At 39.0% G+C, this 18,175-nt stretch carries 13 protein-coding genes and 1 pseudogene; 6 read left to right on the plus strand and 8 right to left on the minus strand.

Annotation, left to right across the window (positions count from 1 at the left end; genetic code table 11):
• Positions 1–107: 107 nt before the first annotated feature.
• Complete coding sequence (locus tag Q1K78_RS01135; RefSeq protein WP_300173517.1) at positions 108–1,991, plus strand: methyl-accepting chemotaxis protein; 1,884 nt, start codon at positions 108–110, stop codon at positions 1,989–1,991.
• 85 nt (positions 1,992–2,076) lie between these two features.
• Here the strand turns inward: Q1K78_RS01135 and Q1K78_RS01140 are convergent, their stop codons facing one another.
• Both Q1K78_RS01140 and Q1K78_RS01145 read right to left on the minus strand, forming a co-directional pair.
• Positions 2,077–2,337, minus strand: coding sequence for a YfcL family protein (locus Q1K78_RS01140; protein WP_300173519.1), 261 nt, complete (start codon positions 2,335–2,337; stop codon positions 2,077–2,079).
• Positions 2,338–2,344: 7 nt separating this feature from the next.
• A complete protein-coding gene (locus Q1K78_RS01145; protein WP_300173541.1) occupies positions 2,345–2,875 on the minus strand; it encodes an elongation factor P hydroxylase in 531 nt (176 codons plus the stop codon).
• 208 nt (positions 2,876–3,083) lie between these two features.
• On the opposite strand from Q1K78_RS01145, the gene Q1K78_RS01150 reads away from it, so the two are divergent.
• A complete protein-coding gene (locus tag Q1K78_RS01150) occupies positions 3,084–3,725 on the plus strand; it encodes a trimeric intracellular cation channel family protein (protein ID WP_300173543.1) in 642 nt (213 codons plus the stop codon).
• 116 nt (positions 3,726–3,841) lie between these two features.
• Here Q1K78_RS01150 and aroC read toward each other — a convergent pair whose 3' ends face one another.
• Entirely contained in the window at positions 3,842–4,927 is a 1,086-nt protein-coding gene (gene aroC / locus Q1K78_RS01155) for a chorismate synthase (RefSeq protein ID WP_300173545.1), read from the minus strand.
• 616 nt (positions 4,928–5,543) lie between these two features.
• Positions 5,544–5,729 (minus strand): annotated as a pseudogene (locus Q1K78_RS01160) (50S ribosomal protein L3 N(5)-glutamine methyltransferase); the annotation flags it as partial.
• Between the two features lie 164 nt (positions 5,730–5,893).
• Between Q1K78_RS01160 and smrB the strand changes: the two are divergent.
• The gene (smrB, locus tag Q1K78_RS01165; RefSeq protein WP_300173547.1) at positions 5,894–6,427 is read left to right on the plus strand and encodes an endonuclease SmrB; all 534 of its coding nucleotides are present in this window, start codon (positions 5,894–5,896) and stop codon (positions 6,425–6,427) included.
• 75 nt (positions 6,428–6,502) lie between these two features.
• Here smrB and sixA read toward each other — a convergent pair whose 3' ends face one another.
• Complete coding sequence (gene sixA, locus Q1K78_RS01170) at positions 6,503–6,973, minus strand: phosphohistidine phosphatase SixA (protein ID WP_300173549.1); 471 nt, start codon at positions 6,971–6,973, stop codon at positions 6,503–6,505.
• 165 nt (positions 6,974–7,138) lie between these two features.
• On the opposite strand from sixA, the gene Q1K78_RS01175 reads away from it, so the two are divergent.
• Positions 7,139–9,916 (plus strand): insulinase family protein, encoded by a 2,778-nt coding sequence (locus Q1K78_RS01175; protein ID WP_300173551.1) that lies wholly within the window; start codon positions 7,139–7,141, stop codon positions 9,914–9,916.
• Between the two features lie 86 nt (positions 9,917–10,002).
• Here the strand turns inward: Q1K78_RS01175 and fadJ are convergent, their stop codons facing one another.
• Positions 10,003–12,102: a fatty acid oxidation complex subunit alpha FadJ gene (gene fadJ / locus Q1K78_RS01180; RefSeq protein WP_300173553.1), complete on the minus strand. Its 2,100-nt coding sequence runs from the start codon at positions 12,100–12,102 to the stop codon at positions 10,003–10,005.
• On the minus strand, positions 12,102–13,430 hold the full coding sequence (gene fadI, locus Q1K78_RS01185; protein WP_300173555.1) for an acetyl-CoA C-acyltransferase FadI: 1,329 nt from the start codon (positions 13,428–13,430) through the stop codon (positions 12,102–12,104). Before fadI ends, fadJ begins: the two co-directional genes overlap by 1 nt.
• An 857-nt stretch (positions 13,431–14,287) precedes the next feature.
• Here fadI and Q1K78_RS01190 point away from each other — a divergent pair.
• Together Q1K78_RS01190 and Q1K78_RS01195 are read left to right on the plus strand one after the other, a co-directional pair.
• Positions 14,288–15,541 carry an outer membrane protein transport protein gene (locus Q1K78_RS01190; RefSeq protein ID WP_300173557.1) on the plus strand — a complete coding sequence of 418 codons (1,254 nt, stop codon included), beginning with the start codon at positions 14,288–14,290 and terminating at the stop codon, positions 15,539–15,541.
• A gap of 463 nt (positions 15,542–16,004) precedes the next feature.
• Positions 16,005–17,309, plus strand: a complete 1,305-nt coding sequence (locus Q1K78_RS01195; protein WP_300173559.1) for an outer membrane protein transport protein — start codon at positions 16,005–16,007, stop codon at positions 17,307–17,309.
• 80 nt (positions 17,310–17,389) lie between these two features.
• On the opposite strand, the gene Q1K78_RS01200 is transcribed toward Q1K78_RS01195, so the two are convergent.
• The gene (locus tag Q1K78_RS01200) at positions 17,390–18,175 is read right to left on the minus strand and encodes an MlaA family lipoprotein (RefSeq protein ID WP_300173561.1); all 786 of its coding nucleotides are present in this window, start codon (positions 18,173–18,175) and stop codon (positions 17,390–17,392) included.

The following is an 18,175-nucleotide window of genomic DNA, read 5'->3' on the forward strand; positions in this document are numbered from 1 at the left end:
ACTAACTTTACTAACTTTACTAACTTTACTAACTTTACTAACTTTACTAACTTTACTACATAAAAAATTGACTTATTTAACGAAACACAACACAAGATAACAATACAATGAATTTAACATTAAAAAATACCGTCTTAATATCAACCATATCTCTGTTATTAATCATTTCTATCATTTTAACTGGGAATGGGTACTTTACGTTTAAAAATTTCAACGTTGATTCAGTTGAGGAACATAAAAAAGACATCAGCGCCTTGTTATCCATTTCACTAGAAGAAAATATTAATAGTTACTTCAACGCAATGAACTCGGTTTCCATAGAGTTTGATAATAATGGAAACATTAAAGATTTGAATCAAGCCACAACAAGCTTAGATTTATTACAAAAAAGCACGAATGTACCATTGGTCTCTATCGGATTAAAAAATGGATTAACTTTTGAAAAAGGTGCTTTTATCCCTAATTTTAATGCCAAAGAAATGAATAGGGAGTGGTATCAACGTGTATTTAACGGAGAAACCAAAGTTATCACTCAAACGTATAAAGACGCTGCAAGTAATCGATATGTATTTGCGTTTGCCTCTCCTCTTTATAGTAACAACAGCATTGTCGCGGCAATCATTGTGACCATTGAAGTCGAAACCATTCAACAATTTATCAGTAAATTAACGCCTCAAAATCAAGTATTTGTTTATGACAATAATGGATATATTATATCAGCTCGTAAAGATGATTTAATTGGCAAAAACATGTTTGTTGAACGGCCTGAATATAATAATTTCACTAATAATAAATTACACTATCAAATTGATAATAAATCAATTTCCGCTTATAAAAGTTCAATTCCATCTATCAATTGGAGTGTCGTAAGCTATGAGTGGGATGAGGTTATTGCTCAGCCAAGCAAAGAAATGTTAATCAATTCTATCATACTTTTTGTTATCGTATTAAGCCTATCGCTTGTTTTTATTTACATTCTATTAATAAAACTAATTTATGCACCTATCGGTGGAGAGCCTAATCATATCTCAGCCATTTTATTCAATATATCAAATGGTGATCTCTCTGAACAATTTGATATTCAAGGCAATGAAACAGGGATCTACGCATCAGCAATTGCACTAAACCAAAAGCTAGCACAAATTATTAAAAACAGCTTACTCCTATCTGATAGCGTTGCCTCATCCTCAGAGGAATTAACCTCAGTGATGAATGAAACATCAAATAATTCCCATCAAGAACTTTCGCAAATTGAAGGCATTTCAACAGCAATTAATGAGCTGTCTAGCACCTCAAAAGAAGTCAGCACCAACGCATTACACGCCGAAGATGAAACGCAAAAAGCAATGCAAAGTGTAACACAAGGCAGAGAGATTCTTGATTCCTCCATTACTCTAGCTGAAAAAATTAATGATTCAGTGCAGCAAACCGCAAATATGATCTCTGAACTTAAAGCGAATTCGATTAATATTGGTGAAGTGACTACTGTGATCAGTTCGATTTCAGAGCAAACCAATTTACTTGCATTAAATGCAGCCATTGAAGCGGCTCGTGCAGGAGAGCAAGGTAGAGGCTTTGCTGTTGTTGCAGATGAGGTACGAAACTTAGCGGCGAAAACTCAAGAGTCAACTAAGAACATTCAAGAAATCATTGTTAAGCTGCAAGAACAATCTGAAGTGGCAAATAATAATATGGCGGCAAACGTAAGTGCCATTCAAGACTACATTAACCTATCTGAAAATGTAAAAGGCTCATTTGATAACATTGTACTTTGTGTTCAGTCTATATCCGATGTCAATGCACTGGTTGCAACCGCATCACAAGAACAATTAGCCGTAACGGAAGATATTGCCCAAAATACAACAGCGACGTTTGATTTAGTGCACCAAAACGTATCGGCCATAAATCAGACTCAACAAGCGGCAAAAGAGCTATCTCAATTAGCTGCATCGCAAAAAAGCGAGCTATCGTTCTTTTCAATAAATAAATAGTCGCTCTATCACTATTTAACAAATCAGAAAACAATAATAAATAAAATGGCCCACGTCATCGTGAGCCATTTTTTATAACAATAAATTAAGCACCTTGAAGCTCATCCCACAGGTCAGCCACAATAATGCGGTCCGCAGGAGATAATTCTGATTTAGCATCGTCAAGGCTTTCATTGATATGTGACTTTAGTATTTCAACATCAGCAACATCTTGCTCTTCACACTTAGCAACTGATAACGAAATATGTCCACGTAAGTAACCACCAGCAAATAACTCATCATCCGATGCTGTTTCAATTCGAGTATCGATCAGTTCAAGCATTTTTTCTTCAAATTCAATGATCATCTTTTTCCTATTGGACAATAAATTGTTCTTTAGTTAGAGGGGCTATTTGATAAAACTCACGTAATGCATTTGATAGCATTTTTACGCGAGGAGGAAGGCCACTATCAAAAATACCCATCACTTCTTTATGTACTTTAGCCATGAATGCTAAACGATCTGGTTCAAAATCACCATTTAAGTTATCACAACTGACATTAAATTTTAATCCAGCACTTAATGACAAAATCCATTCATACGCTTGAGGACGGATCTCAACCTTCTCAAATTCAGATTGAACTTGCTCTGTTCGACCATCAGGTTCATACCAATAGCCAAAGTCTTCTAATAATCGACGTTCAGGCCCAGCAACACACCAATGTGCAATTTCATGCATTCCTGATTGATAAAACCCACGAGCAAAGATAATTCGATGATAATCAAATTCGTTATCAACAGGTAAATAAATAGGTTCATCGCCACCCAATACGAGCTTAGTATTAAATGAATCGAAAAAAGTTGAATTAAAGACAGAAATTAAATCTTGATACTGATGAGACATAGACGCTGTGCCGTATAACCTTAAAAAATAGACTAACATTTTACCTTGTGATCATGACTTTGTCTTTAACTTCAAACACAACCAATATCGAATAAGTATATCTAATGCGAAAGTTATCAGAATAGTTTTTTTCATTCGTAAAATTGATTAATATCTCATAAAATCCATTCCTATTTTTCATCTATATAACATATTGTGGTATTAGAAAATGTTATTAACAACTCTTTACATTATTGGGATCACTGCTGAAGCGATGACAGGTGCATTAGCGGCAGGTAAGAAAAGAATGGATTGGTTTGGTGTCATGCTAGTAGCTAGTGCGACAGCTATTGGTGGTGGTACGGTACGTGATATTTTATTAGGTCACTACCCTATTGGTTGGGTGAAAAACCCACAATTCCTTGTTATTACTTGTATTGCTGGGGTATTGACGACATGGATTGGCCCATGGGTTGCTAAAAACCATCGATTCTTTGTATTTTTAGATGCTATCGGCTTAATTGTATTTAGTATTATCGGCTCTCAAGTCGCATTAGATATGGGACTACACCCACTGATCTGTGTTGTTTCTGCCATTGTTACTGGTGTATTTGGTGGTTTACTACGTGATCTTTTCTGCCGTCAAATGCCTATGGTATTGCATAAAGAATTATACGCGTCAATTTCACTCCTATCTGCTGTGTTATACATAGGTTTGTTACACTTTGGGGTTGATGAGTTAATAACCACCGTTATCACCATTGTTATTGGCTTCTCCGCTCGTATGGCAGCTGTAAAATTTGGTTGGTGCTTACCTGTATTTCATTTAGATATTGCAGAAGATCAACCAGAAACGATTGAAAAAAGATAAATTGTAAAGGGACTAGATTTTAAAGACGAGTAAGATCAGAAAGAGCCAGATCGAATATCACTTCAATCTGGCTCTTTTTATTTCTAGCTTTAGATAAGATTACAGGTCATTCTCACCTAAATCTTCGGTGTTTCCGTTTGTACACCAAAGTTTTGACCACGGTGACGAACTAAATGATCCATGACAACAATCGCAAGCATTGCCTCAGCAATAGGGACAGCGCGAATGCCAACACAAGGATCATGACGACCTTTCGTGATCAGTTCTGTTTTCTCCCCGCTACGAGTAATAGTTTGACCCGGAACCGTTATGCTTGAGGTTGGTTTCAATGCAATATGCGCGACAATATCTTGGCCTGATGAAATTCCACCTAAAATACCGCCGGCATGATTTGAGCTAAACCCTTCAGGCGTTAATGGATCACGATGTTCTGAACCGCGCTGTTGCACCACTTCAAAACCATCACCAATCTCAACACCTTTAACTGCATTGATTCCCATCAGAGCGTGAGCGACATCGGCATCTAAACGATCAAATACAGGCTCACCTAAACCAACAGGTACGCCTTGAGCAACCACTGTGATTTTAGCACCAATTGAATCGCCTTCTTTTTTCAGCTTACGAATAAGCTCATCAAATGCATCGACTTTACTTGCATCAGGACAGAAAAAAGCATTATTTTCAATTTCGTTCCAATCAACAGAATCAATTGCTACATCACCCATTTGAGATAAATAAGCACGGATCTCAATACCAAATTCTTGTTTCAAATACTTCTTTGCTACCGCACCAGCCGCTACACGCATCGCAGTTTCACGAGCGGACGAACGACCGCCACCACGGTAATCACGTTGTCCATACTTTTGGTGATACGTATAATCGGCATGTCCCGGACGGAATTTATCTTTAATTTCAGAATAATCTTTAGAGCGTTGATCTGTATTTTCAATCAACAGACCAATTGATGTACCTGTCGTTTTTCCTTCAAATACACCTGATAAAATTTTCACTTCATCGGCTTCGCGACGTTGAGTTGTGTATTTTGATGTACCCGGTTTACGGCGGTCGAGATCAACTTGTAAATCTGCTTCTGTCAGTGCCAAACCAGGAGGACAACCATCGACAATACAGCCCAATGCTAATCCATGGCTTTCACCAAATGTTGTTACTCGAAAATGTTGCCCAATAGAGTTTCCAGCCATTACGTCCTCTGTAATTCTTATTTATTAGCCATTAATATATTGACTAACAATTAATTATTCATAAAACCATATTGGCTTGAATCTGAATAAGTGTAAAGCCTTGGTGTTCTTAATTAAACAAAAACACTCTCTTAACAGCGGCAAAACAAGTCTATTTATTGCCGTCATTCACGACAACATGTGAACCTCTTCCCAATCACTCATTAACAAACAACAAAAACACAACCAAATAAAAACAACTAACACCTCAATTACACAACAAAAGAACAACCAATTGAATTATTTGTCATCAAATAATTCAAGATTAGTGCAAAGTGTCCGATATAGATGGTAGGATTATCGAATATGATACAAGCGTACCATAATATAAAGATGGCATTGTTATTGCTTATAAATAATCACTAACACAATTATAGTAGAGCCTTGATTATGAAATTTATTAAATTAGTAAAAAAAGCATTCAATAAAAATCACGCTATTCAAAAACAACAAAAACTGCGTGACCGCCTTGATTTCGCTATGTCACAAAGTAAAGGCTTATAAAAAAGCCCGATTATAATAATCAGGCTTTCTCTCTTATCTTATTAATACGGTTTGCTTTATTAAAACTCGTCGTTTAATCACGGTATAATGCAAACTCATCAGAACAATCAAGTAACTGCTGCTTAGTTAACATAAATACACCATGTCCACCCTCAGCAAACTCAATCCACATAAATGGAATTTCTGGGTACTGCTCCATCATATGAACCATTGAGTTACCCACTTCACAAATCAATAAACCGTCATCTGTTAAGTAATCTGTACCGTGACCATAAAAAAGGCCAGTCACGTTAAAGCGACTTACTGTCCAACGCAACATATCTTGTAATGTATGAGCTAAAAAAACGCCTCTTCTACAAAAATCTTATCCAAAATTGCCCCCAAAACAAGTACAATACTGCTGTTAATTATTGGAATTTAAAAATGAGTAAAAACGACCACCTATTAGATGACGATCTTTCTCTGTTCCGTGAAGCAGTACAGGGCTCTAAAAAGTTACAACAAGATACCATAATCCATCAACCGAGTAAGAATTTTAGCGAACAACAAAAACAAAGAAAATCATTAAAAGAAGGGAAAAATGAAGAGTTTTTCTTTTCTGATGAATTTGTGCCTCTTTTGGATGAAGACGGCCCAGTTCGTTATGCCCGCGATGGCGTATCAAAATACGAAGTAAAACGCCTAAGACGTGGTGTGTATGTCCCTGATGTTTTTTTAGATATGCATGGTATGAAGCAAGATGAAGCAAAGCGTGAGCTAGGATCGATGCTCGCTTACTGCCTAAAAGAGAATATCTCTTGTGCCAGTGTGATGCATGGCATTGGTAAGCACATCCTAAAAAAGAAAGTACCTCTTTGGCTCGCTCAACATCCTGATGTGATGGCTTTTCATCAAGCCCCATTAGAATTTGGTGGTGCTGGTGCAATTTTAGTTTTGCTTTCAATCCCGGAAAGATAGACACAAAAAAAGATCCCAAACAGCATCAAAATAACCGATGCAAAGGGATCTTTTTTAGAGTGTTTAGCTATTTTCTTATGGTTGTTGTAACCACAACAGTTCACTTTTCCCTGTCGAGTGGGAATACTCTACACAAGATATTGCTGATGTTGGAAACATTGGTGGCATGATCCCAGGCACAAAATCCGCCGTTAAATATCCAACAAGAGGTAGATGAGAAACAATTAAGATATTCTCAATATCTGCAACGCTACCTAATACTTTTACGTATTCCACCACATCATCCGAATCACCATATGGAGTTATCTCTTCTGACGTTTCGACTTTCGCATCCACAACATTCAATATCGGTTTAATCGTGCTCCACGTTTGTTGAGCTCGGATATACGGACTCACTAAAACATAGTCAAACTTGACATCATGAGCCGCCATCAACCATTGCGCGATTTTTGCTGATTGACTCTCGCCATGTGAGGTTAAATTACGCTCTTCATCAGAAGCTGCGTACGCTTCTGCTTCACCGTGACGCATTATGAATACTTTCATTTATTCATTCCAAATCATTACTAACCTCACAATAGTAGCAAGCAAAACCAAAAAGAGGAAAGAGAGAGTTTGCTACTCTGCGGGTTCAGCGCCATAATTAAAAAAATAAATATAAAAATGAGGACGTTAAAACGTCCATCAATGCCTTAAAACAGGAGCACCCCTGTGCATATCAGCCCTAATGATCAAAAACACTATCGTTTCATTGAACTCGATAACAAACTGCCGGTATTGCTTATTCAAGATGACGCAGCGCCTCGCTCTTCCGCTGCCCTTTCTGTCAATGTAGGTCACTTTGACGATCCTGAGCATCGTCCAGGACTTGCCCACTTTTTAGAACACATGCTATTTCTAGGGACAACAAAGTACCCTAAAGTCGGTGAGTTTCACTCTTTCATTAATCAACAGGGTGGATCAAATAACGCGTGGACAGGCACAGAAAATACGACTTTCTTTTTTGAAATTTCACACAATGCTTTTGAAGAAGGTCTTGACCGTTTTGGTCAGTTTTTCTATGCCTCTCTGTTTAATGAAGAAGCCGTTGATAAAGAAAGAAAAGCCGTCGATTCAGAATATAAATTAAAACTGAAAGACGACGTTCGCCGGATCTATCAAGTACACAAAGAAACCGTTAATCAAGCGCACCCTTTTTCCAAATTTTCAGTCGGTAGTATTGATACCTTAGCAGATACCGAAGGTTCATCAATTAGAGATGAAATGCTGGCGTTTTACCAACAACATTATTCCGCTGATTTAATGACGGCTGTCGTACTTGGAAACCGCCCTCTATGTGAATTAGAGCTATTGGCGACCCAATCGTTTGGTTCAATCCCTAATCAAAATCTTGGTCATAAAATTGTTGATGTTCCTTATGTCACAGAGAAAGAACAAGGCTGTTGGATCAATATAGAGCCATTGAAAGAAGTTCGTAAATTAAGCTTAGCTTTCCATTTACCAAATCAAGACCATTCTTACAAAACCAAACCGTTAAACTATTTGGGTCATTTGTTAGGTTATGAGGGTGATGGAAGCCTAATGCTACACCTCAAAAAATTAGGTTACATTAATTCATTAACCGCTGGCGGTGGGGTTAGTGGTAGTAATTTTAGAGAATTCACTCTGTCTTATAACCTGACAGAGAAAGGCCTTAATAAAGCCAATGATATTATTACCCTTACCTTCCAATATATTGAATTAATTAAACAACAAGGGCTTGATGAATGGCGCTACAGTGAGAAAAAAGCGGTTTTAGAATCAGCCTTTCGATTCCAAGAAAAAACGAAGCCTCTTGATTTAGTCAGTCATTTGGTAATGAATTTACAACGTTACCACCATGACGATGCGATGTACGCTGACTACATGATGGAAGGCTATCATGAAGATCAAATCGTCGATCTACTCAACTTACTAACGCCAGAAAAAATGCGAGTCACCTTAGTTGCACAAGGTTTAGAGTATGATCGAGAAGATAAATGGTATCACACCCCTTATTCCGTCCGCCCTCTTAGCCAAGAACAAATCACCACTTGGAATATTAACGATCTGCATCCTGACTTATTGTTACCAGAAAAAAACCCGTATATCTGTTACGAACTGGAACCTCAGGAATTAGGCGATGTGACCGAATATCCAGTCTTAATTGAAGACTTACCGGGATTTCGATTATGGCATAAACAAGAAGATGAATTCCGTGTCCCAAAAGGCATGATTTACATCGCAATAGATAGTCCTCATTCGATATCAGATCCTAGAAAGATTGTGAAAACCCGCTTGTGCGTTGAAATGCTAATGGATGCGCTCAGCGAACAAACATACCAAGCTGAAATTGCAGGTATGGGTTATAACCTCTATTGCCATCAAGGTGGTGTGACTCTAACCTTATCTGGGTTCAGTCAAAAACAACCGTTACTATTGGATGTTATTTTACAGCGATTTACGACTCGTGAATTCAGCGTAGAACGCTTTGAGTTCATCAAAACTCAATTAGCACGTCATTGGAGCAATGCCTCTAAAGAGCGACCGATTTCACAGCTATTTAATGCATTATCCGGGGTTTTACAGCCTAACAATCCCCCTTACCCTGTACTCCTAGAGGCATTAGAAAGCATTGAAGCTGATGAGCTTCCTAATTTTGTTCAGGCCATGTTTGCAGAATTACACGTTGAAATGTTTGTATATGGTGACTGGTCACAACAACAAGCCCTTGATTTAGGAGGCTCTCTAAAAAATGCATTACGCATGCAAAATCAAACTTATGAAGAGTCGTTCCGCCCACTGATCATGCTAGGAAATTCAGGGACATTTCAACGAGAATTGGTTTGCGATCATTCAGATTCAGCCTTGTTAGTTTATTATCAATCACCACAAGAAGATCCTCGTAGTTTTGCGCTTTATACTTTAGCCAACCATTTAATGTCAGCGTCTTTCTTTCATGAAATACGCACCAAGCAGCAATTAGGCTATATGGTGGGAACAGGTAATTTACCATTAAATAAACACCCAGGATTGATCTTGTATGTCCAATCACCAATGGCCCCACCTGCCATTTTATTGGATTCTATTGATGAATTCCTAAATGCATTTTATATGGTGTTATTAGAATTAAATGAAGACCAATGGCAAAGCAGCAAACAGGGGTTAATCGATCAAATCTCAGATCCAGACACAAACCTGCGTGGGCGATCACAACGTCTTTGGGCCTGTATTGGTAATAAAGATTTGAATTTCAATCACAAAGAACGAGTTACTGACGATCTAAAAAGCTTAACTCGTACCGAAATGCTGCGCTTTGTCGTTGGGATATTAAAACCACGCACAGCTAATCGATTGATCATGCATTGCCAAGGCACCGAGCATCAGCAATATGATCGTTTGGATGTAGGTTTAGAGATTGACTCTATTGATGAATTTCAACTTAGAGCAAAAGATATAAATCTTGGATAACGCTCATATTCACTAACTTCAATTCAAATAAAAAGCCATCATGATCTTTCAACCATGATGGCTTTCTGCTATTAAACTCTTAATCTCTACTGAGAGAACCTATCGCCATATTTATCGGCATATGCCTTCATCAATACTGCTAATTTCTCTTCGCCCAATGTTGCCATATAAGTAAATGGGCCACCTAAGAATGGAGGGAAACCAATACCAAAAATAGCACCTATATCACCGTCTCTTTCTGAACGAATAATCCCTTCATCCAAACAGCGTTTAGCTTCCGCTAACATTGGAAGAACACAGCGCATTGCTATGTCATCTTTGCTTAACTTAGAGTCTGGTTTGATATTAAGTAAGCTGTAGACTTCTTGATCAGGTTCTTTCTTCTTGCCTTTATAGACATAAAAGCCGCGTTTGGTTTTCTTACCTAATCGCTTATCGTCAATTAAGGTTTTGAACACATCAGGGCTACGGAATCTATCGCCTAATTCAGTTTCTAATATCGGCATGATCTTGGCACCAATATCCACACCAACTTCGTCTAATAATGAAATTGGCCCAACAGGGAAACCGAAATCTAATAACGCTTCATCAATAACGTCCATCGGTTCACCAGCAAGTAGTAATCGAGCGGCTTCATTCATGTAGGGCGCTAAAATACGGTTTACATAAAACCCCGCACAATCTTTCACTACGATTGGCGTTTTACCCTGTTGCTTAGCTAAAGAAACCACCGTCGAAATCGCTTCATCACTGGTAGTTGCATGAGGAATAACCTCTACCAAAGGCATTTTTTCTACCGGACTAAAATAATGTAAACCAACAATGTTCTCTGGTTTGTCTGCCCCTTCGGCTATTTGGCCTATCGGTAGCGAAGAGGTGTTGGTTGCAAAAATGACTCCCTCTTTACCCTGATCTTGTACTGCTTTAACCATCTCTTGCTTCAAAGCGAGATCTTCAAATACCGCCTCAATCACAACATCTAATTTTTTAAATCCACTAAAATCCGTCACGCCCGTTAATTGCAGCATCTGTTGTTGTAATTTAGCTTTACTGATTATTCGGCGTTTTCTTAATTTTTCTAAGCGTTGATAGTGATATTGGTATGCGTTTAATAGCCCATCATTGCTGATGTCTTTAATGGTGACGTTCTTCTTCGCTTTCGCAATAGAGACATGGGCAATTCCGCCTCCCATTAAACCACCACCCAGAACACCAACTCGACTGATCGGTTTTGGCTCTGCCTCGCTGCCTTTTTCTTTCTTCATTTCTGTCATTGCAAAAAACAGTGAACGCAACGCGGCAGATTCAGGAGTCATGGCTAGCTTGCCAAATTGCTCAGCCTCTCGCTGTAATCCTTTTTTAATGCCTTTATCTAACCCAAATTCAATGCTATCTAAAATAGCGGCAATGGACGGATAGTTACCACGCGCTTTTTTCTGGGCTTGTTTTTCAGCCTGAGAAAAAATCACATTACGGCCAACAGGATTTCTTGATATCGCCCACTCTTTCGCAGCTAATTTTGTTTTTGATTTTTTCTTTAATGCAAACTCAGCGGCAGTACGAGATAAAATAGACAACGGAACCGAGGCGTTTACCACCCCCAATTTCTCGGCTTTTTTAGGACGTAATTGCTTTCCAGTAAGAATAATATCTAAACTAGGCATAAGTCCTATCAATCGCGGTAATCGCTGCGTACCACCAGACCCCGGAAGTAAACCCAATTGAACCTCAGGTAAACCTAGCTTAGTTTTATTGTCATCGCTACATACTCGATAATCACACGCCAATGCTAATTCAAGTCCACCACCTAAACACGGTCCATGAATAGCGGCAACCGTAGCGAATGGGAGATCTTCAATACGTTGAAACAGCTGCTGACCCTTTTCAGCCAAAGCTTGGGCTTCTGCTGCACTTTGGCAATTGGCTATCATGCTGATATCAGCACCGGCAATAAAGTTATCAGGCTTACCGGATTGAATAACCAAGCCTTTGATCTCTTTTTGCTGCGCTTCAATTTCATTCAATACCTGTGAAACTTGCTCTGCGAATTCCGCTTTCAAGGTATTCATTTTTTCATTGAGTACATCAATGGTGAGCCAAGCGATATTATTTTCATCTTTATGCCAAACAAACGCACTGGTATTTTCAACAAGCTCAATCGAGTTATTTTCTTTTTCTACTGTCATTATTCTGCCTCCAATACCATTGCTGCACCTAAACCACCCGCAGCACATGCTGTATTTAATCCAAAACCACCACCGCGACGTTTTAGTTCACGTAGCGTTTGAATGATCATTCTTGCTCCCGTTGCCGCAAATGGATGCCCATAAGCCAATGAGCCGCCAAGCACATTGAATTTATCCATGTCTATTTCGCCAATGGCTTTATCTCGCCCTAAACATTCTTTGGCAAATTTATCTGAAGCGAACATTTTTACATTCGATAACGTTTGAGCAGCAAAAGCCTCATGCATATCAATTAAGGTTAAATCTGATAGAGAAATACCTGCTTTATCGAGTGCCATTGGTGTTGCGTAAGACGGCCCCATCAGCATATCGTGATGCACATCTATTGCACTAAAAGCAAAAGAACGAATATAGCCTAGTGGTTCATAGCCTAATTCTTTGGCACGTTTTTCACTCATTAATAAGATCGCCGCCCCACCATCAGTTAATGGGGTACTGTTGGCTGCGGTCACTGAGCCATATTTACGATCAAACGCCGGTCGAAGCTTGGCATAACTAGCAAGCTCAGAGTCATAACGGATATTGTTATCTTGCGCTATCCACGTTTTATACGGTTCTGGAAATGCGGTCATCACTTCATCTTGTATCAGCCCGTCTTGCCACGCTTTAGCGGCTAACGAGTGTGAACGGTGCGCTAATGCATCTTGTTCTTCACGCGTAATGCCATGACTTTTTGCCATTTGTTCAGCGGTTTGCCCCATTGAAATACCCGTTGAGTATTCAGCTACAGCAGGTGGGACTGGCGCGATGTCTTTTAGCGATAAAGTACGAAGAAGAGATAACTTTTGGCTCATTGTTTTGGTTTTACTAAGCGCAAGTAGCGTTGCCGCCATTTTCTTTGAGACACCAATAGGAAGAACAGAAGAAGAATCCGCACCACCGGCAATTCCGATATCTATCGTTCCTGCCATAATACTTTCAACCACATTAGCCGTCGTTTGAAAACTGGTTGCACAGGCGCGAGTCACACTATATGCGTCCGTACCAATGTTCATTCCTGTGCCTAAGACTATTTCACGAGCAATGTTCGGCGCTTCTGGCATTTGTACGACTTGCCCAAAGACAACTTGATCAATCAACTTAGGATCGATATCTGTTTTATCCATTAACGTTTTTACAGCAAGCTTACCTAAATCTACCGCAAGCGTAGAGATAAAGGCCGTTGATTGCTTAGCAAATGGGGTTCGGATGCCTGAAACAACCGCAATACGATCACCTTGTCGTGTCGTTAGTGGCTGATAGGTCTTTGAAAATTTGGCGTTTGACATCGCATCTCCTTGCGTAAAACACTAGCACCGTAAGTGGTCAGACCTGAATTGTAACTAACTTGTTAATTATAGGAAGTGCGTTATAGTAGAAATGTGAGCGGTGGATTATTAATCACTAAAATAGATAGATTGGGAAGATTGGTATGATGCCGCGAGAAAGAGAGAAAAATGTCATCAACTGACAATTTTGATAAAAAAAAACCACATCAATCGATGTGGTCAGAATAAAAAACAATTAACAAATAGCCAATTGTAAAATCAGTTTCACCTGATAAGGAGAAAGTAAAGTCAGCCTTCAAAAGGAAATGTTATCTTGCTCAACGGGTTGATTACTCAACCAGATAACGAGATCAACTATAACGTGTCTCAGAATTCATTTATTGAAATAGATCAATTTTATGTTCTTTTATTACTTTCTTATTAAATCTATAAGACGATACCAAGTTAATCACGAAGCCTATCAATTTCACCTAAACTTAACATTCAAGCTAATTTCATAGAAAAAAACTACGATTAATCATCCATTTATAATCATTACCACTAAAATATAGAGCTAAAGCTCTAAGTTATGATGAATTTATAATATTTACACATAAAAACAAACAGTTACTAAACTTAAAATCACCAATAACTAGACAAAAAAATAGAGTTTTAACTCTATAATATTTACTCAGATCGACATTTAAGTACAAATGACGACCAGATCACGAATTTTAACGTTTTTTTAGAAGTGGTCGGATTTGTGGTCTATGATCTGATCGTTATTATCTCGACATCGAGATCTCAGTCTCAACTAAAATAAATCTTTTCAGTCGAAGAATTGAAAGGAAATAACAATAATATGGAATTTAATAATTATGAATAAGAAGCGCTTGTTTTCGAAAACACTTCTAGCAGCTACCATTACTCTTGCAACACAACAAGCTACCGCTGCCGGTTTCCAACTAAACGCACAATCAGCAACAGGCCTAGGCCGTGCATTTGCTGGTGATGCGGTAATCGCTGATAACGCATCGGTAATGTCACGTAACGCTGCCGCGATGGCTCTTTTTGATTCATCACAGTTCTCGACTGGCGTTAACTACATCAAAACAGATATTGATGTGATTGATATTAAATATACAGGTGGAATAGCAACCACAACTCAACATCTAGACGATACAAACAACAGCAGCGGCACCCCTGTGCCAAACATTTACTACGTTCACCGTTTAAATGATCAATGGGCATTTGGTGCAGGTATTTATTCAAACTTTGGCACAACAAATAATTTTGATGACAGCTTTGGTGGTCAAGATAAATTTCTTCCTACAGCTAAACAATTTGGTGGCATAACTGAAATCAAAAGTGTTAATTTAGCCTTAACCACCTCTTACCGCATTAATGAGCAATGGAGCATTGGTGGCGGCCTAGATATCGTACAAGGCAGCGGTAAATTAAAACGTAATTCTGGCTCAGTGATCCCAGGAAAAGACGTTGGTTTAGATATAGAAGCGGACGGTATCGCTCTAGGTTGGAACTTAGGTGCGGTTTATGAGCTAGATGAACGCAACCGCTTTGGCTTTGCTTACCACTATAGCCCAGAGCTTGAAGCTGAAGGCGATATGTATTATGTGAATGCTGATATTTCAAATGACAAACTGTTAATGCCGCTGCCAAGCATGGCGGAATTCTCTGGTTACCACGAAATAAAAGACACCAAATTTGCGGTACACTACTCAGTACAGTGGATCGGTTGGAGCTCATTTGATGAATTAAATACATCAAGTGGAGAACGACTTAATGCCTATGAATGGCAGAATGGCATGCACTACTCCATTGGTGGTACTTACTTCCTAAACGATGCATGGACACTACGTGCGGGTTATATGTATGATACAGCGGCACAAGATGAGCTAACTTCAATTTCTGTACCAGACTCAGATCGCCAATGGTTATCAGCGGGTGCCAGTTACCATTTTGCGAAAAAACACACGGTTGATTTTGGCTTTACTTACCTAATGGGCTCTGAGGTTTCAGTAACGGAAACAGACGATTATAACCAAGTTCTTAAAGCCACAACACAAGCAAATGCAATTCTTGCAGGTGTTCAGTACAGCTACAGCTTCTAAGATTTACTCTTAAAAGTTTAAAATCAAAAGGTCAGCATATGCTGGCCTTTTTTGATCGTCACGTATCCAAAAACAATGCCATATAAACACCCCCTTCTATATTACTTTATCTATCTCAGTAGCTCATAAATCAAGGGGGAGAAGCTAAAAGCCCAAAGCTGTCCCCCTGAAACCTGCTCTTCCTAACCCCTAGTTCCTAAAAACTAGTCCCTAACTTACTTGAAACTTCAGCGTACAAACGTACCCTCAACCATAATTCGAACCTACACATGTTCGCTCAGATAACACATCAGACCAGATAAATACAGAAAATATCGCTAAATTAAACGATTTTTACCAAAAAAAGCCTTTGAAACACGAATAAATCAATTTTTTGTTTGAAGTTTTTGATCTAAAACGTATTATCCACGTCAACTTACTTACATTATTTTCAGCGTACACTTGTACCGCTATGGAAAAATCAATGAACAATAATAAAAACCGCCTATCTCTTGCTGTTGCATTAGGTTTACTAGGCTCAGTAGCAAGCACAAATTCTATGGCAGCAGGCTTCCAATTGGCAGAGTATTCAGCGACTGGTCTTGGCCGTGCGTACGCAGGTGAAGCAGCAATGGCTGACGGTGCCGATGCACAATGGCGTAACATGGCAATGCTGACTTACCTAGAAGGCACTCAGATTTCCGTGGGTGGTATTTATGTTGATCCTAATGTTGATGTTGAGGGCTCATCCAAATTCTTAGGTAAAACTATCCATACAAAGTCAGAAGATTTTGCACACGATGCTTTTATTCCTAACTTATACGTTTCTCACCGTGTAAACGAGAAATTAGCACTAGGTGTAGCGCTTGGTACTAACTACGGCATGGAAACCGATCTTGATGACAACTTTGCAGCAAGCCACTTTGGTAATACGGCAAGTATCATCACTAAAGAACTAAACCTAAACATTGCGTACCAAGTGATGCCACAACTAAGCGTTGGTGGTGGTGTTCGTTATGTGATGGGTGAAGGTCACTTTGGTGCAACGATTCCTCAACAAATGGGACCTCTTCTTGCTGGAAAAACTTTAAAATACATGGAAGGTACAGATAAAGCGTTTGGCTGGCAAGTGGGGACAGCTTGGCAAATCAACGATGCAAACCGCATTGGCTTTACCTATAAATCAGAAGTAAAATTAAATTTAGAAGGCCACGCGAAAGGCTTAGGCTTTGACCTATATGCAAATAACAAAAGTGATACCTATGCAGGTTCGATGGCTCTAGCTATGCCAGCTACTGCTGAATTAGCGAGCTTCCATCAATTAACCGAGTCGATTGCTATTCATGCTAGTCTTAACTGGACAGATTGGAGCAGCTTTGAAAAATTAGAAGCAAATATACCTTCTCTAAAAAAACCAGTACAAGATATCAAAGATGAACACTGGGAAGATAACTACCGCATCGCGTTAGGCGGTACTTACCAACTAAATCAAAAAATCACCTTACGTTCAGGTATTGCGTACGATACCTCAGCGGTTAGCGATAAAAATCGCACTATCACAATACCTGAGACGGATCGTACTTGGTTAAGTATTGGTGCAGGCTATGAATGGTCACAAAATCTATCGCTAGATGCTGGTTTCACTTATATCATTGCTAAAGATGCACCTATCACAGAATCTCGTGGATATCCTTCAGATGATATAGCACAAGGTTTTGGTGGTAAATTTAAAGGTGAAACCACTGGTAGCGTATGGCTACTAGGTGTTCAAGCTAACTACCGTTTCTAATCAGTACTGACTGACTACATAGAAATTGCATTAGGCCTCTTTATTGAGGCCTTTTTTTTCGATCCGCTTTAAGGTACCGATTACTCATCAATTTCATCGAGATAATCATCAAGATCACCTTCAGCTTCTAAATCTACTTCTGGTACAACTTCTGCTTTAAAATCTTGTCGTTGTAGATAAACATCACGCGTTAATACGTATGGATCAGGTGATGCTTCTAACATCGGTTCTTGAGAGATCAGCTGAACACGAGACTCCATGCCTTCTAAACCCCACTTCCCAAGGCCTTGCCAGAAGTTTAAATAAGAGAGCGGCATGTAAAGGCCATCAACGAAGTCTCCCGCCTCACGTAATGTCCAAGGTCCATAACCCGGTAGCATGAAATAAGGGCCATTACCTACACCGTAATAGCCTAAAGCATCACCAAAAGATTTACTGTCAGGCTTATTAATTTCAGCAGCGCTAGCAATATCAATTAAACCAACCAAACCTAATGTCGTATTTAACCAGAATCGATTAAAATGCACCATTGCCACCCCACTATTACCCATAAACAGATTATTTATCATGCTTGAGGGTTCATCTAGATTAGATAAAAAATTAGCTATGCCCATACGAATTGGGGTCGGAGTGTATTCAACATAACCGACAGATACAGGACGCACTAAATAAGGGTCAAGAATATCGTAGTTCAGATCCCACATAACACGGTTGAAGCCCTCTAGAGGATCACCACTATGAGAATCATCATATTCAACTTCTACGACTTCGGTTGTTTCTAGACCTTCATCACTTTGCTCTGGGGTTTGAGAACACCCTGCAATAAAAAACAATAATGAACAAGATATCCATATTCTTTTAAGCAC

This window comes from uncultured Aliivibrio sp. (assembly GCF_946479765.1).
Taxonomy (GTDB): domain Bacteria; phylum Pseudomonadota; class Gammaproteobacteria; order Enterobacterales; family Vibrionaceae; genus Aliivibrio.